This window comes from Pseudomonas sp. Sample_10 (assembly GCF_004321495.1).
In the GTDB taxonomy this organism is placed as follows: Bacteria; Pseudomonadota; Gammaproteobacteria; order Pseudomonadales; family Pseudomonadaceae; genus Aquipseudomonas.
In genome coordinates this window covers 1-15,821 of sequence record NZ_RCOE01000035.1, presented here as the reverse complement: position 1 = coordinate 15,821, position 15,821 = coordinate 1, and the positions used below count along the sequence as shown (strand labels likewise).

The 15,821-nt window shown below is 59.4% G+C and carries 9 protein-coding genes; 8 read left to right on the top strand and 1 reads right to left on the bottom strand.

What is annotated here, in order from left to right; genetic code table 11:
- The first annotated feature begins 150 nt into the window (after positions 1 to 150).
- From recC to D8U18_RS03315, 6 genes are all read left to right on the top strand, one after another.
- Complete coding sequence (recC, locus tag D8U18_RS03340) at positions 151 to 3,603, top strand: exodeoxyribonuclease V subunit gamma (RefSeq protein WP_131107019.1); 3,453 nt, start codon at positions 151 to 153, stop codon at positions 3,601 to 3,603.
- Positions 3,600 to 7,292, top strand: coding sequence for an exodeoxyribonuclease V subunit beta (recB, locus tag D8U18_RS03335; RefSeq protein WP_131107018.1), 3,693 nt, complete (start codon positions 3,600 to 3,602; stop codon positions 7,290 to 7,292). The genes recC and recB overlap by 4 nt, the downstream gene beginning before the upstream one ends.
- A complete protein-coding gene (gene recD, locus D8U18_RS03330) occupies positions 7,289 to 9,397 on the top strand; it encodes an exodeoxyribonuclease V subunit alpha (RefSeq protein WP_131107017.1) in 2,109 nt (702 codons plus the stop codon). Before recB ends, recD begins: the two co-directional genes overlap by 4 nt.
- 119 nt (positions 9,398 to 9,516) lie before the next feature.
- Positions 9,517 to 10,092 (top strand): YfiR family protein, encoded by a 576-nt coding sequence (locus D8U18_RS03325; protein WP_056854908.1) that lies wholly within the window; start codon positions 9,517 to 9,519, stop codon positions 10,090 to 10,092.
- The gene (locus D8U18_RS03320) at positions 10,089 to 11,345 is read left to right on the top strand and encodes a diguanylate cyclase (protein WP_130906208.1); all 1,257 of its coding nucleotides are present in this window, start codon (positions 10,089 to 10,091) and stop codon (positions 11,343 to 11,345) included. The genes D8U18_RS03325 and D8U18_RS03320 overlap by 4 nt, the downstream gene beginning before the upstream one ends.
- A 16-nt stretch (positions 11,346 to 11,361) precedes the next feature.
- A complete protein-coding gene (locus D8U18_RS03315; protein WP_131107016.1) occupies positions 11,362 to 11,865 on the top strand; it encodes an OmpA family protein in 504 nt (167 codons plus the stop codon).
- Between the two features lie 19 nt (positions 11,866 to 11,884).
- On the opposite strand, the gene D8U18_RS03310 is transcribed toward D8U18_RS03315, so the two are convergent.
- A complete protein-coding gene (locus tag D8U18_RS03310; RefSeq protein ID WP_056854911.1) occupies positions 11,885 to 12,832 on the bottom strand; it encodes a LysR family transcriptional regulator in 948 nt (315 codons plus the stop codon).
- 150 nt (positions 12,833 to 12,982) lie between these two features.
- Here D8U18_RS03310 and D8U18_RS03305 point away from each other — a divergent pair, with 150 nt between their 5' ends.
- Positions 12,983 to 14,509 carry a CoA-acylating methylmalonate-semialdehyde dehydrogenase gene (locus D8U18_RS03305; RefSeq protein WP_056854912.1) on the top strand — a complete coding sequence of 509 codons (1,527 nt, stop codon included), beginning with the start codon at positions 12,983 to 12,985 and terminating at the stop codon, positions 14,507 to 14,509.
- 10 nt (positions 14,510 to 14,519) lie between these two features.
- Positions 14,520 to 15,407, top strand: a complete 888-nt coding sequence (gene mmsB / locus D8U18_RS03300; RefSeq protein ID WP_056854913.1) for a 3-hydroxyisobutyrate dehydrogenase — start codon at positions 14,520 to 14,522, stop codon at positions 15,405 to 15,407.
- Positions 15,408 to 15,821 lie beyond the last annotated feature (414 nt).

Below are 15,821 nucleotides of genomic sequence, written 5' to 3'. Positions count from 1 at the left end.
AATTCCGAAACCCCAATTGCGAAAGCAGTTGGGGTTTTGTTTTGTCCGCAGGAAAGTTCTTACAGCAAAGCCGGGCACGTCTTCGCTGTCAGCATGTCCCGACAATGCTAAGGTTCGGCCCTAGCGTTTGTATTTTCCAAGGAAGCCTTTATGCCGGACGCAACGTCCCTCAGTGCTGGTTTTATGGTGGTTCACGGCAACCGCCTGGACGAATTACGCAGCCTGGTGGTGAGCTGGATGCGGCGCTACCCGCTGGCTCCCCTGGAAAATGAAATTGCCCTGGTGCAGAGCAACGGCATTGGGCAATGGCTGAAGCTGGCTTTGGCTGAAGACGCTGAAGATGACGATATGGGCGGCTGTGGAATCGCCGCCGCCATCGACGTGCAGTTGCCTGGCAGTTTCATGTGGCAACTCTATCGCATGGTCCTTGGACGCGACGAAATTCCGGCCAAGTCTCTGCTCGATAAATCCCCGTTGACCTGGCGTCTGATGCGCCTGCTTCCGCAGTTGATCAATGAACCTCACTTCGAACCGCTACAGCGTTTTCTGACCAACGACAATGATCTGCGTAAACGCTACCAGTTAGCCGAGCGGCTGGCTGATTTGTTCGACCAGTATCAGGTGTACCGCGCCGACTGGCTCGAAGACTGGGCGGAAGGTCGGCATCAGTTACGTAACGCAAGAGGCGAGCCCAAACCGCTGACTGCTGCCAATTGCTGGCAAGCGCAGTTGTGGCGTGCTCTGTTGCTGGATGTGGGTGAAGAGGGCATGGCGCAAAGCCGAGCCGGCGTCCATCAGCGCTTTGTGGAGCGTATCAACAGCCTCGATGTGGCCCCACCCGGGTTACCTTCACGAGTCATCGTATTCGGGATTTCTTCTCTGCCGGCCCAAGCCCTGGAAGCATTGGCGGGGCTGGCCCGTTTCAGTCAGGTTCTGCTGTGCGTTCATAATCCATGTCGCCACCATTGGGCCGACATCGTCGCCGATAAGGACTTGTTGCGGCATCAATACAAGCGCCAGGCACGCAAAAGCGGAATGCCGGTTGTCCTCGACTCCCAAACGCTTCATCAACATGCCCATCCACTCTTGGCGGCGTGGGGCAAGCAAGGACGAGACTACATCAACCTGCTGGACAGCTACGACGACCCCAACAGCTATCGTTCGGCCTTTCGTGATGGCCGCATCGATCTGTTCAGCGACAGCCAGCCGCTGAACATGCTCAATCAGTTGCAGGACGACATCCTCGAGTTACGTCCCCTGAATGAAACCCGTGAACGCTGGCCGGCTGTAGATCTGGATGCAGATCAATCCATCCGGTTTCACATCGCCCATAGCGCACAACGAGAAGTAGAGATACTGCACGATCAGTTACTGGCGCGTTTCAGTGCCGATCCACAATTGCGCCCTCGCGATGTCATTGTCATGGTCCCGGATATCGACAGTTATGCACCGCACATTCGCGCGGTGTTTGGCCAGCTGGAGCGACAAGACCCGCGATTAGTTCCGTTCACGCTTGCCGACCAGGGCCAGCGTGGCCGTGATCCATTACTGATCGCTATCGAACATTTGCTCAAGCTGCCTGACAGCCGTTTCCCGGTCAGCGAGATCCTTGATCTGCTGGATGTTCCTGCATTGCGCGCACGGTTTGGAGTAGAGGAGCGCGATCTACCAACCTTGCACCGCTGGATCGAAGGAGCTGGCATTCGTTGGGGCATGAATGCCGAGCAACGTGCCGGTCTTGGCTTGCCGCAAGCCCTGGAGCAAAACAGTTGGCGTTTTGGTCTGCGGCGGATGTTGCTCGGGTATGCCGTCGGTAGCGCCAGTGCCTGTGAAGGCATCGAGCCCTATGACGAGATCGGCGGGCTTGATGCTGCACTCATCGGCCCGTTGGTTGCGCTGCTTGATGCGCTGGAAATTGCGCACCGGGAACTGACGCAGCCGGCATCACCCCAGCAGTGGAGTTTGCGGCTGCAGGCATTGGTGTCGTTGTTTTTCCAGGCCAGTAACGAGCACGACGACTACGTGTTGACTCAGCTTGAAGAGTTGCGTGAAGCCTGGCTCGAGAACTGCGAGGCGGTAGGCCTGCAAGACGATTTGCCGTTGACTGTCGTCCGTGAAGCCTGGCTTGCGGGGCTTGATCAAGGGCGATTGTCTCAACGCTTTCTGGCCGGTGCTGTCAACTTCTGCACCTTGATGCCCATGCGGGCGATCCCTTTCAAATTGGTCTGCTTGCTGGGTATGAATGACGGTGATTATCCGCGTGCACAACCGCCGCTGGACTTTGACCTGATGGGAAGTGATTACCGCCCCGGCGATCGCTCGCGCCGCGAAGACGACCGCTACCTGCTGCTGGAGGCGCTGTTGTCGGCCCGTGATCAGCTTTATATCAGTTGGGTCGGCCGCAGCATTCGCGACAACAGCGAGCGCCCAGCGTCGGTACTGATTGGTCAGTTGCGTGATCACCTGGCGAGCGGTTGGCGACTGGCCCAGGATAGTGAAGACCTGCTCGAAGCGATCACGCAGGAACACCCTCTACAACCTTTCAGCGCCCGCTATTTTCATGAGGGCGATGAGCTGTTCAGTTACGCCAGCGAATGGCAGGTGCTGCATAAATTCGCGGAACAATCGGCTGATATCGAGCGGCTTGATGCCCACGTGCAAGATGAACCACTCAGTCTCGGTCAACTGCAGGATTTCCTGCGCAACCCTGTGCGACATTTTTTCAGTCAGCGGTTGAAGGTGTTCTTTGAGTCGGCCCAAGTGCCTTTGGCGGATGAGGAACCATTTGTCCTGGATGCGTTGCAGCGATACAGCCTCAGCGACAGTTTGCTGGAAGCGGGACTGGCAGACCTGGAAAACAGCGATCAGGCGCTGGAGGTACAAGCCCGGCGTCTACAAAACGGCGGTCTGCTGCCAATGGCAGGATTCGGTGAGTGCCTTCAACGGGAATTGATCGAGCCGTTGCCGGATTTGCTGCAACGCTATCAGCAGTTGCTGACCTTGTGGCCAACGCGACTCACCAGCGCACTGCCGGTGAGCCTGGAGTTGCATGCCCTGCGTATCGAAGGTTGGCTCAGTGGCCTGCATCAACGGACTGATGGTGGTTTGCTGTCCATCACCACGATCCCCAACAGCATTGGGGCGATCAAGTCTCGTAAATGGCATCGCCTGATCCGACCCTGGGTCAATCATTTGGTCGCTTGCGCAAGTGGTTTGTCGATGACCACCGCGCTGGTGGCCAGTGATGACAGTCTGCTGCTCGCTCCAATGGATGCGGAACCCGCGCGTCGCATTCTGGGGGACTTGTTGTTGGCCTGGCAGTCAGGCATGCGTCAGCCACTTCCTGTGGCAGTGAAAACAGCCTTTGCCTGGCTGGGTCAGAGTGACCCGGTCAAAGCCGAAGCCGCAGCGCGCAAGGCCTATGAAGGTGACGGCGTGAACACTGATGGGGAACGCCGTGAAAGTGTGGCGCTGGTTCGTCAGTTCGCCGACTACGACGCGCTGGTCGCCGATGAGACGTTTACCGATTGGTGTGACGCGCTTTATCGACCGTTGCTTGAGGCGCCTTGGCGTTCCTTGTCCACCGAGGAGGGGCGCTCATGAGTACCCAGACACCGCTCGCCCTCGCGTTCCCGCTACGCGGCAGTCAGTTGATCGAAGCCAGCGCCGGGACCGGCAAGACGTTCACTATTTCTGCGCTTTACCTGCGCCTGGTTCTTGGCCATGGCGTGGAGTCCAACGGGTTTGGACGTGAGCTTTTACCTCCGCAAATCCTCGTTGTGACCTTTACCGATGCCGCCACCAAAGAGTTGCGTGAGCGCATTCGAACCCGGTTGGCGCAAGCCGCTCGATTTTTCCGCGATGAAACACCGTCGCCCGACAGCCTGATTGCCGAGTTGCGTGACCAGTATCCGCCAGAGCAGTGGTCCGGTTGCGCAAATCGCCTGGACATTGCCGCCCAATGGATGGATGAAGCCGCGGTCTCGACCATTCACAGCTGGTGTCAGCGCATGTTGCGTGAACACGCATTCGACAGCGGCAGTCTTTTTACTCAAACACTGGAAACCGATCACAGCGACCTGTTGGGCGAAGTGTTGCGTGACTATTGGCGATTGTTTTGCTACCCGATGCAGGGCGATGCGCTGAACTGGGTACGCGCCAACTGGGGCGGGCCAGCCGCTTTGCTACCGCAGGTTCGTGGACTGTTTGCCAGCGAGCGCGACAACGTCGAAGGCAAGGCTCCCGCCGAGTTGATTACCGAGTGTTTGCAAGAGCGCCGGGCTGCGTTGGTCGAACTCAAGCTGCCCTGGCGTCAGTGGGCCGACGAGCTACTGATGATTTGCCACGAAGGGGTTGTCAGCAAAAGTGTCGACGGCCGCAAGATGCAGGCACGTTATTTCGAACCCTGGTTCGAAAAGATCAAAGCCTGGGCCGACGATGAAACCCTTGAGCAACTGGACATCGGCACCGGTTTCACTCGACTGACCCCCGAAGGTATGGCCGAGGCCTGGAAAAAAGGTGAGGTCCCCAATCATCCGGGGCTGGACGCCATGCCCGGGTTGAAAGCCTGTCTCGACAACTTGCCGACGCCAGATGCCGCTGTGCTGCAACACGCCGCCCATTGGGTCGGCACGCGGTTCGAGGAGGAAAAGCGTCGCCGCGCGGAAATGGGCTTTGACGACATGTTGCTGCGCCTCGATGCGGCGTTGCAGTCAGATGGCGGTGAACGGTTGGCGACCCTGATCCGGGAACAGTTCCCCGTGGCGTTGATCGACGAATTCCAGGACACGGACCCGGTGCAGTACCGGATTTTCGAGCGCATCTATCGTATTGAAGACAATAGTCCCGACAGCGGGCTGTTCCTGATTGGTGACCCGAAACAGGCGATCTATGCATTCCGTGGCGCGGATATCTACACCTATCTTCGCGCGCGACAGGCAACCACCGGACGCCTGCATACCCTGGGCACCAACTTCCGCTCCAGCCATGGCATGGTCCGCGCAGTGAACCATGTGTTCGACTGTGCCGAGTCGCGCGAATCGGGGCGTGGGGCATTTCTGTTCCGTGAAGGCAATGGTGAAAATCCGGTGCCGTTCCAGCCTGTGGCATCGCAGGGGCGCAAGGAAGTTCTGCAGAGCAATGGGCAAACCGTCCCGGCGCTGAACATCTGGCAGTTGTCCGCCGAGCAACCGTTGTCTGGTGCTGTTTACCGTCAACAACTGGCCGCCGCGTGCGCCAGTGAAATCACCGCCTTGCTCAATGGCGGGCAACAGGGGCGTGTAGGCTTCGCACGTGACGATCGGGATCTGGTAGGGCTGATGCCTGCGGACATCGCCATTCTGGTGCGCGATGGCAAGGAAGCGCAGGCCGTGCGTGCCGAACTAACTGCCCGCGGTGTGCGCAGTGTCTACTTGTCGGACAAGGACTCGGTGTTCGCTGCACAGGAAGCGCATGACGTACTGACATGGCTGAAAGCCTGCGCCGAGCCCGATGTCGAACGTCCGCTGCGTGCCGCGCTGGCCAGCATCACACTCAATCTGTCATTGACGGACCTTGAGCAGTTGAACCAGGACGAACTGGCCTGGGAATCCCGGGTCATGCAGTTCCGTGGCTATCGCGAGTTGTGGCGCAAGCAGGGTGTACTGCCGATGCTGCGACGCTTGCTGCATGACTTCCGGCTTCCCCAGACGTTAATCGCCCGCAGCGACGGCGAGCGGGTGTTGACCAACCTTTTGCACCTGTCCGAATTGCTGCAACAGGCGGCCGCCGAACTGGACGGTGAGCAGGCCCTGATCCGGCACTTGTCCGAGCATCTGGCGTTGTCCGGTCAAGCCGGCGAAGAGCAGATCCTGCGCTTGGAGAGCGACGAGCAACTGGTCAAGGTCGTGACCATTCACAAGTCCAAGGGGCTTGAGTATCCCTTGGTGTTCCTGCCGTTCATTTGCTCGGCAAAACCGGTGGATGGCAGTCGACTGCCTTTGCATTACCACGATGCCACGGGCAAGGCCCAGATCACTTTGAACCCTACGCCTGAATTGATCGCCCTGGCCGACCAGGAACGCCTGGCGGAGGATTTGCGCTTGCTGTACGTCGCCCTGACCCGGGCGCAACATGCTTGCTGGTTGGGCGTGGCGGATCTCAAGCGTGGCAGTAACAACAGCTCGGTGCTGCACTTGTCGGCGCTGGGGTATCTGTTGGGCGGCGGTCGTTCATTGAGCGAATCGGCGGGCTTGAGCATCTGGTTGCGGGAGCTGCAACAAGGCTGTCCGGCAATCAGTTGCAGCGAAATGCCGGAAGCAACCAGCGAGCATTACCATCCACCGCTGAACACAGCTGCATTGCTCACACCATTGATCCCGCTACGCAAGGCGGCCGAGAACTGGTGGATCGCCTCTTACAGCGCCTTGCGCATCAGCGACATCCTGAGCGTGGGGACAGACGAAGCGCCCGAGAGTCCGCAGGCGCAGAAGCTGTTCGATGACGAACGCCTCGATCCACAGGCACCCCGGGAGATGGCGGCCGGCGGTGCCGATATTCATCGATTCCCTCGCGGCCCGAACCCGGGCACTTTCCTTCATGGTTTGCTTGAATGGGCCGGCGATGAAGGTTTTTCTGCCAATCCACAAACGGTGGAAGATGCGATTGCCCGTCGTTGCAATCGGCGTGGCTGGGAAGGCTGGATCACTACGTTGAGTGACTGGCTTGTGCATCTGCTCAAATCGCCGCTGCCCGTAGGTGCGGGAAAGGCGCCGGTGATTTTCGAGCAGTTGAGCCAGTATCAGGTCGAAATGGAATTCTGGTTTGCCAGTCACAAGGTCGATGTACTCAAGCTCGATGCGCTGGTGCGCCAGTACACGCACAACGGCGTGGCCCGAGTGGCCGCCGAGCCGGTGTTGCTCAATGGCATGTTCAAGGGTTTCATCGACCTGACGTTCGAACACGATGGCCGCTATTACGTCGCCGACTACAAATCCAACTGGCTCGGGGTCGACGACCTGGCCTATACCGAGCAGGCCATGGAGCAGTCGATTCTCGACAATCGCTACGACCTGCAATACGTGTTGTACCTGTTGGCCCTGCATCGTCAGCTCAAGGCCCGGCTGGCCGATTACGATTACGATCGGCATGTCGGCGGTGCGTTGTACATTTTCCTGCGCGGGACGCGGGCATCCAGTCGTGGCGTTTATTTTGCCCGGCCACCCAGAGAATTGATCGAGCGGCTGGACCGGATGTTTCAGGGTAAACCGGAGCCCAAGGCAGAACCCGCGTGGGAACAGGGAGTATTGTTATGAGCCGCACCTTCGCCGATTTGCTGCCCACTTCATTGGCGGCGGACAGCTTCGCGGACCTGGCGCCTCTGAATTGTGCGGACGATCTGTTGTTGCTGCTGACTCGTTGGGTCGAGCGTGGCTGGCTGCGAGCACTGGATAAAGCCTTCGTGGCCTTTCTTCATGAGTTGGCTCCGGATGATGACCCATTGGTGCTGCTGGCGGCCGCGTTGACCAGCCATCAATTGGGACACGGGCATGTTTGTCTGGACCTGTTCGAGACATTGAAAGAGCCTGACTTCGCCCTGTCGTTGCCTCCGGAAGGCGATCTTCAGAGTGGTGTGATGTTGCTGCCTTCACAGTTACTGCAAGCGCTGGATGGCGCCCATTGGTGCAAGGTTCTGGCGGCAAGCAGTCTGGTTGCATTGGCGGCCGACGAACGAGAAACCGTGCGGACACGACCGCTGGTGTTATCGGGCAAGCGTTTGTATCTGCGCCGCTATTGGGCCTATGAGCGACGTATCGACAACTCATTGCGTGAGCGCCTGGCAACGCATGAAGCCGCGCCGGATGATTTGCTTGAGCGTCTGACAGGTTTGTTCGGACCAGCCAGGCCGGGTGAGGTCATCGACTGGCAAAAACTCGCCTGCGCCCTGGCCACTCGCGGCGCTTTCAGTATCGTCACCGGTGGGCCGGGAACCGGCAAGACCACAACGGTCGTACGCTTGTTGGCGTTGCTCCAGGCTCCGGCCGTCGAGGCTGGCAAACCGTTGCGCATTCGTCTCGCCGCACCGACCGGCAAAGCCGCAGCGCGGTTGACGGAGTCCATCAGCCAGCAAGTCCGAACACTGAAAGTCACCGACGCCATTCGCGAAAAAATTCCGTCCGATGTCACCACGGTTCACCGCCTGCTCGGCAGTCGTCCGGGGACGCGACATTTTCGCCACCATGCCGGCAATCGCTTACCACTGGATGTGTTGGTGGTGGACGAAGCATCGATGATTGACCTGGAAATGATGGCTAACCTGCTCGATGCATTGCCGGCTCATGCTCGTCTGGTACTGCTGGGGGACAAGGATCAACTGGCGTCGGTGGAAGCCGGCGCAGTGCTGGGCGATCTGTGCCGTGATGCCGAGGCTGGCTGGTATAGCCCGCAGACACGCCAATGGCTGGAGGCGGTCAGTGGCGAAAATCTGGACACCAGCGGATTGCAGGAAGACACCCAGGGTACGCATCCACTCGCCCAGCAAGTGGTGATGTTGCGTCACTCGCGGCGCTTCGGCGAGGGCAGTGGTATTGGCCAGTTGGCCCGCTGGGTGAACCAGCAACAGCCTGAGGAAGCCCGCAAGCTGTTAACGGTGCGCAGCCACGACGATGTATTCAGCCTGTCTCTCAAGAATGAACAGGACCGGGCGCTGGAGCGTTTGTTGCTCGAGGGCCATGGTGAGGGCGCACAAGGCTACCGGCATTATCTGAACCTGCTGCGCAATCAGCGGCCGGCGCTTGATTGTCCATACGATGATCCGCGCTGGATCGACTGGGCCCGACAGGTCTTGCAAGCCTTCGATGCCTTTCAGTTGTTATGCGCCGTTCGCAAAGGGCCTTGGGGCGTGGAGGGGCTGAACCAGCGAGTCACTGATGCACTGCTCAAAGCGCGTTTGATCGACAGTGACCAGCAGTGGTACGAAGGCCGACCAGTCTTGATGACCCGAAATGATTATGGCCTGGGCTTGATGAACGGCGACATCGGCATTGCACTCAAGCTTCCCGAACGTGAGGGGCCGCAAGCTGGTCGACAGGTGCTTCGAGTGGCGTTTCCACGCAACGACGGCCAGGGCGGTGTGCGTTTTGTCTTGCCGAGTCGGCTCAATGACGTTGAAACCGTGTATGCCATGACTGTGCACAAGTCCCAAGGCTCCGAATTTGCCCACACTGCGTTGATTCTTCCCGACGCGCTGAACCCGGTGCTGACCAAGGAGCTGATCTATACCGGTATCACTCGCGCCAAGGACTGGTTCACATTGATCGAACCGCGCGCCGGCGTGTTTGAAGAGGCGGTGAGGCGCAAGGTCAAGCGTTTGAGTGGGCTGATGCTGGAGCTGAAAGAGAGCAGCTATACGACGGATTGAAAGCAGCGGCGCGAGGCTATGCACACTGTCCGAAGTGCCGTAATGCGCGGCCTCGCTGGCGTTACGCCGCTATGCTATCGTTGCGGCATCATCTGGTAACGATCGAAGAGTATCCCTGCATGAAGGTGGCTGTCCGGGCGACAGAGCGTATCGCTGACTGCAAAAAAGCACTGCTCGCCGGGCTTCTCAGCTTGCTGTCGGCTGCCGCTTTCGCTCAGCCGCAAACCCCGTCGAGCATGGCCGACCAGCGTGCCGAGTCAGTGACTCAGGTGGTGCTGGGAATTCTCAGTTACGCCCGTTGGCCGGTCGAGCCTGCGCAACTGCGCCTCTGTGTCGTTGGCCCCACTGAGTACACTGACGATCTGGTCAAAGGCACGACCCAGGCGACAGGTCGGCCCGTGACGGTGCAACGACTCTTGGCGGACAACCCGTCCATCGCGGGTGAATGCAATGCGGTGTACATCGGCAAACTGACCAGTGACGAACGCAGTCGGCTGTTCGCCTCGCTTACAGGGCGCCCGGTGTTAAGCATCAGCGAAAGCGATGATCAGTGCACGGTCGGCAGTCTTTTCTGTCTGCGCGTCACCGACGATCAGGTGTCTTTCGAGGTTAACCTCGACTCGGTTGCCCGCAGCGGAGTGCGTATTCATCCGAGCGTACTGCAATTGTCCCGTCGCAAACCGGCGGCGACATGAGCCTGTTCAAGCCGGGGACTCGTCCGACTCTGCGCTCGGTCATCGGTCGTGGTCATTTGATCGTCGCGCTGGTGGGTGTGGCCATGGCCAGCGTTTCACTGACGCTGCTGGGTGTTTTGGCCTTGCGGGTGTACGCCGATCACAACCTGCATTTGATCGCGCGCTCGATCAATTACACCGTGGAAGCTGCGGTGGTGTTCAATGACAAATCCGCGGCCACAGAGGCATTGGCCCTGATCGCCTCCACCGAAGAGGTAGCCGACGCCCAGGTTCTGGACATGCAGGGTCGGCTGCTTGCTCGTTGGCAGCGACCGGAAACCGGTTTGCTGTCCGACCTCGAAATGCAGTTGGCCAAGGTTTTTCTGGAAAAGCCGATCAACATGCCGATCGTTCACCAGGATCGGCAGATTGGCAGCATTGTGCTCATCGGGCATGGCGGCAGCCTGATGCGCTTCTTGCTCAGTGGTCTGGTGGGTATTGTCCTGTGCACCGCCATCAGTGCGTGGGTCGCGCTCTATCTGGCGCGTCGACAACTTCGCGGCATCATCGGCCCGTTGCGCAGCCTGGCTTCTGTTGCTCATGCTGCTCGCAGTGAGAGGGCATTCGATCGGCGCGTACCTGCCGCAACCATTGCCGAACTCGATAACCTTGGCAGCGACTTCAATGCCTTGCTCGATGAACTTGAATCCTGGCAGACCCATCTGCAGAACGAGAACGAGACCCTGGCTCACCAGGCCAGTCATGACAGTCTGACGGGCTTGCCGAACCGGGCGTTTTTCGAAGGTCGGCTGACGCGCGCGCTGCGCAATGCCAACAAGCTCGACGAGCGAGTCGCTGTGCTGTTTCTCGACAGCGACCGGTTCAAGGAAGTCAACGATAACTATGGTCATGCCGCTGGCGATGCAGTTTTGGTGGCTGTGGCCAAGCGGGTTCGCGCCCAACTGCGCGAAGATGACCTGGTGGCGCGCCTGGGAGGCGATGAGTTTGCGGTGCTGCTGACGCCACTTCACACCACCGAAGACGCTGAGCGGATTGCCGACAAGATCATTGCCAGCATGGAGGCGCCGATTCTGTTACCGGGTGATCACCAGGCACAGACCTCACTCAGTATCGGTATCGCCGTGTACCCCGATCATGGCGTTACCCCAGGTACGCTGCTCAACGCAGCGGACGAAGCGATGTACCAAGCCAAGCGCCTCGCCCGAGGCGCCCAGCACACGGCAGGGTCGGAGCACCCTGTCGCCGACGTTTAACTCAGGAGCTCGTACCGTGTTTTCATTTTTTTCCCGATCCTTTCGACTTTTTACTCTCCCGCTGATCCTGGCCGCATTGACACTGAGCGGTTGCCAGACTGCACCGCAAAAGGGCCTGACACCGGCGCAGATAGCGGTCTTGAAACAGCAGGGTTTCGAGTTGACCGATGAGGGCTGGGCATTTGGCCTGTCTGGCAAAGTGCTGTTCGGCAGTGATGTTGACAGCCTGAATCCGCAGAGCACGCAGATTGTCGAGCGCATTGGCAAGTCGCTATTGGGCGTCGGGATAGAGCGCGTAAGAGTCGATGGTCATACGGACGCATCGGGTAAAGAAGCCTACAACGAACAACTGTCCCTGCGCCGCGCAAAAAGTGTCGGAACCGTTCTGGCTGCTGCCGGCATGCAGCAGCAAAACATCCAGTTGCGCGGCCTTGGCAGCAGCGAGCCCGTGGCATCCAACGACACCGCCACCGGCCGTACTGAAAATCGACGGGTATCGATTGTGGTCAGTGCCGATTGATGACACAGGCCTCGGCCAGTCATTCGTTAAACAGCAACTCCCGCGTTTCACCCAATAACAACGGGCCATTCAGCTCCGTCACCTCACGGATGTAATCCCACAACAGGGTAATCCGCTTGAGCTTGCGCAGGTCTTCGCGGCAGTACATCCAGAATTGTCGGGTGATGTTGATCTCCTGCGGCAATACCGGCAGCAAGCGCGGATCCTGAGCGGCGAGGAAGCAGGGCAGGATCGCCAGTGATCGTCCCTGTTGCGCTGCCACGAACTGCGCGATCACGCTGGTGCTGCGCAAGTTGGCGCTGGCGCCCGGGAGCACGTTGGCCAGGTACAGCAGCTCGGAGCTGAACGCCAGGTCGTCGACGTAGCTGATAAACGAGTGCTCGGCCAGGTCGGTCGGACGGCGGATCGGCGGGTGTTTATCCAGGTATTCCTGTGTCGCGTACAGCTGCAACCGATAGTCGCAGAGTTTGCAGCAGACGTAGGGGCCGTGCTCCGGGCGTTCCAGGGCGATGACGATGTCGGCTTCGCGTTTGGACAGGCTGATGAAGTGCGGCAGCGGCAGGATGTCTACCGAGATCGCCGGGTAGGTGTCGACGAAATGGCTCAACTGCGGCGTGATGAAGAAGCTGCCAAAGCCTTCGGTACAGCCCATGCGCACATGCCCGGACAACGCCACTCCAGACCCTGAAACCTGTTCGCACGCCATGTGCAGCGTGCTTTCGATTGCCTCGGCGTATCCCAGCAAACGCTGACCTTCAGCGGTCAGGACAAAGCCACTGGTCCGGGATTTCTCGAACAGCAGAGTTCCCAATGAGGCTTCCAGAGAACTGATGCGTCGCGACACCGTGGTGTAGTCGACGGCCAGGCGCTTGGCGGCGGTACTGGCCTTGCGGGTCCGAGCCACTTCCAGGAAAAACTTGAGGTCATCCCAGTTCAGCGAGCCTAAGGACGTGATGTTTTTTTGCATGATGGACCGGCTTTTATGTGCGTTCTTATTAGAAGTTTGCACATCTATACTCCAAAAACAGCCCGATAAACAAATCGCGGCACACGCCTCATCTCAAGGCGACCTTTTCGCCTTGGCTCCCCTGATAAAAACAACGTCCAGGAGACCCACATGAACGCATCGCTCACGCCCAACGACACCACCGTACAAAAGGTCAAGCTGTTGATCGACGGCGAGTGGGTCGAATCCAAGTCCACCGAGTGGCACGACATCGTCAACCCGGCGACCCAGCAAGTCCTGGCCAAGGTGCCGTTTGCCACCGCCGAAGAAGTCGATGCCGCCATCGACGCCGCCCACCGTGCCTTTCAGACCTGGAAGCTGACACCGATCGGCGCGCGGATGCGCATCATGCTCAAGCTCCAGGCATTGATTCGCGAGCACTCCAAGCGTATCGCCGTGGTGCTGAGCGCCGAGCAGGGCAAAACCATTGCCGACGCTGAAGGCGATATTTTCCGAGGCCTGGAAGTGGTCGAGCACGCTTGTTCCATCGGCAGCCTGCAGATGGGCGAGTTCGCTGAAAACGTCGCAGGCGGTGTCGATACCTACACCCTGCGCCAACCCATCGGCGTGTGCGCCGGCATCACCCCGTTCAACTTCCCGGCGATGATTCCGCTGTGGATGTTCCCGATGGCCATCGCCTGCGGCAACACCTTCGTGCTCAAACCGTCTGAACAGGACCCGATGTCGACCATGCTGCTGGTGGAGCTGGCCATCGAAGCCGGGGTTCCGGCTGGCGTACTCAACGTCGTGCATGGCGGGAAGGACGTGGTGGACGCGCTCTGCACCCACAAAGACATCAAGGCGGTTTCCTTCGTCGGCTCGACCGCCGTCGGTACCCACGTTTACGACCTGGCCGGCAAACACGGCAAGCGTGTGCAATCGATGATGGGCGCGAAAAACCACGCTGTGGTGCTGCCGGACGCCAATCGCGAACAAGCGCTGAATGCATTGGTGGGCGCCGGTTTTGGTGCGGCCGGTCAACGCTGCATGGCCACCTCGGTGGTGGTGCTGGTGGGCGCGGCCAAGCAATGGCTGCCAGACCTCAAGGCGCTGGCGCAGAAGCTCAAGGTCAATGCCGGCAGCGAGCCGGGTACCGACGTCGGTCCGGTGATCTCGAAAAAAGCCAAGGCGCGGATTCTCGATCTCATCGAGAGCGGTATCAAGGAAGGCGCGAAGCTGGAACTGGACGGTCGCGAGATCTCGGTTGCGGGTTACGAAAAAGGCAACTTTGTCGGCCCGACCCTGTTCTCCGGCGTGACCACTGACATGCAGATCTACACCCAGGAAATCTTCGGCCCGGTGCTGGTGGTGCTGGAAGTGAACACCCTTGATGAAGCCATCGCCCTGGTCAATGCCAACCCGTTCGGTAACGGCACTGGCCTGTTCACCCAGAGCGGTGCGGCGGCGCGTAAATTCCAGACTGAAATCGATGTTGGCCAGGTCGGTATCAACATCCCGATTCCAGTGCCGGTGCCGTTCTTCAGCTTCACCGGATCGCGCGGCTCCAAGCTCGGTGACCTCGGTCCGTATGGCAAGCAAGTGGTGCAGTTCTACACTCAGACCAAGACCGTCACCAGTCGCTGGTTCGATGATGACAGCGTCAACGACGGTGTGAACACCACGATCAATTTGCGTTGAGGAGCCGGACATGAAAATCGCTTTTATCGGTCTCGGCAACATGGGTGCGCCGATGGCGCGCAACCTGATCAAGGCTGGCCATGCCTTGCGTATGGTCGACCTGAACAAAACCGTGCTGGCAGAGCTGGAGCAACTGGGCGGCAGCATCAGTGCTTCGGCCCGCGAAGCGGCTGACGGGGCGGAACTGGTGATCACCATGCTGCCGGCGGCCGTGCATGTACGCAGCGTGTGGCTGGGTGAAGACGGCGTGCTGGCCGGGATCGGCAAAGGTGTGCCGGCGGTGGATTGCAGCACTATCGATCCGCAGACCGCGCGGGACGTCGCCAGCGCCGCAGCCAAACAGGGTGTGGCCATGGCCGATGCGCCGGTTTCCGGCGGCACCGGCGGTGCGGCGGCAGGGACGCTGACCTTCATGGTTGGCGCCACCCCGGAACTGTTCGCCACCCTGCAACCGGTACTCGCTCAGATGGGCCGCAACATCGTCCATTGTGGCGAGGTCGGCACCGGGCAAATCGCTAAAATCTGCAACAACCTGCTGCTGGGAATTTCCATGGTTGGCGTCAGCGAAGCCATGGCACTTGGCGATGCCTTGGGCATCGATACCAAGGTGCTGGCGGGCATCATCAATAGCTCTACTGGCCGGTGCTGGAGTTCGGAGATGTACAACCCGTGGCCGGGCATCGTTGAAACGGCGCCTGCGTCACGTGGCTATACCGGCGGCTTTGGTGCCGAGTTGATGCTCAAGGATCTGGGGTTGGCGACGGAAGCGGCGCGACAGGCGCACCAGCCAGTGGTGCTTGGCGCGGTGGCCCAACAGTTGTATCAGGCGATGAGTCTGCGTGGGGAAGGTGGCAATGACTTCTCGGCGATCATCAACAGCTATCGCAAGCCGCAATAACGGATGCTACGAAAACTTTTGTGGCGAGGGAGCTTGCTCCCGCTGGTTCGCGCAGCGGACCCAGAATGAGGCAAATGCTCAGTTTCGGGTAAAACGTGCTTGCTGATTTCACGACTGCTTCGCAGCCGAACGGGAGCAAGCTCCCTCGCCACAGGTTTGGTGATGCCCTGCAGGTATTTTTGACCGGGAGATCACGTCGGGTGATCTCCCGGTTTTTTCCATCAGGCGAACACGAAATACTTGGCAGTACTCCCATTTCACTTATTTACGCGGACTTTTGTGGCGAGGGAGCTTGCTCCCGCTGGTTCGCGCAGCGGACCCAAAATAAGGCAAATGCGCAGTTTCAGCTAAAACGTGCCTGCTGATTTCACGACTGCTTCGCAGCCGAACGGGAGCAAGCTCCCTCGCCACAGG

What these genes read in the sequence shown, in the direction of transcription:
- D8U18_RS03305 (WP_056854912.1), top strand. Translation starts at nt 12,983, where the DNA reads ATGAACGCATCGCTCACGCCCAACGACACCACCGTACAAAAGGTCAAG.
- D8U18_RS03310 (WP_056854911.1), bottom strand. Translation starts at nt 12,832, where the DNA reads ATGCAAAAAAACATCACGTCCTTAGGCTCGCTGAACTGGGATGACCTC.
- recD (WP_131107017.1), top strand. Translation starts at nt 7,289, where the DNA reads ATGAGCCGCACCTTCGCCGATTTGCTGCCCACTTCATTGGCGGCGGAC.
- mmsB (WP_056854913.1), top strand. Translation starts at nt 14,520, where the DNA reads ATGAAAATCGCTTTTATCGGTCTCGGCAACATGGGTGCGCCGATGGCG.
- recC (WP_131107019.1), top strand. Translation starts at nt 151, where the DNA reads ATGCCGGACGCAACGTCCCTCAGTGCTGGTTTTATGGTGGTTCACGGC.
- recB (WP_131107018.1), top strand. Translation starts at nt 3,600, where the DNA reads ATGAGTACCCAGACACCGCTCGCCCTCGCGTTCCCGCTACGCGGCAGT.
- D8U18_RS03320 (WP_130906208.1), top strand. Translation starts at nt 10,089, where the DNA reads ATGAGCCTGTTCAAGCCGGGGACTCGTCCGACTCTGCGCTCGGTCATC.
- D8U18_RS03325 (WP_056854908.1), top strand. Translation starts at nt 9,517, where the DNA reads ATGAAGGTGGCTGTCCGGGCGACAGAGCGTATCGCTGACTGCAAAAAA.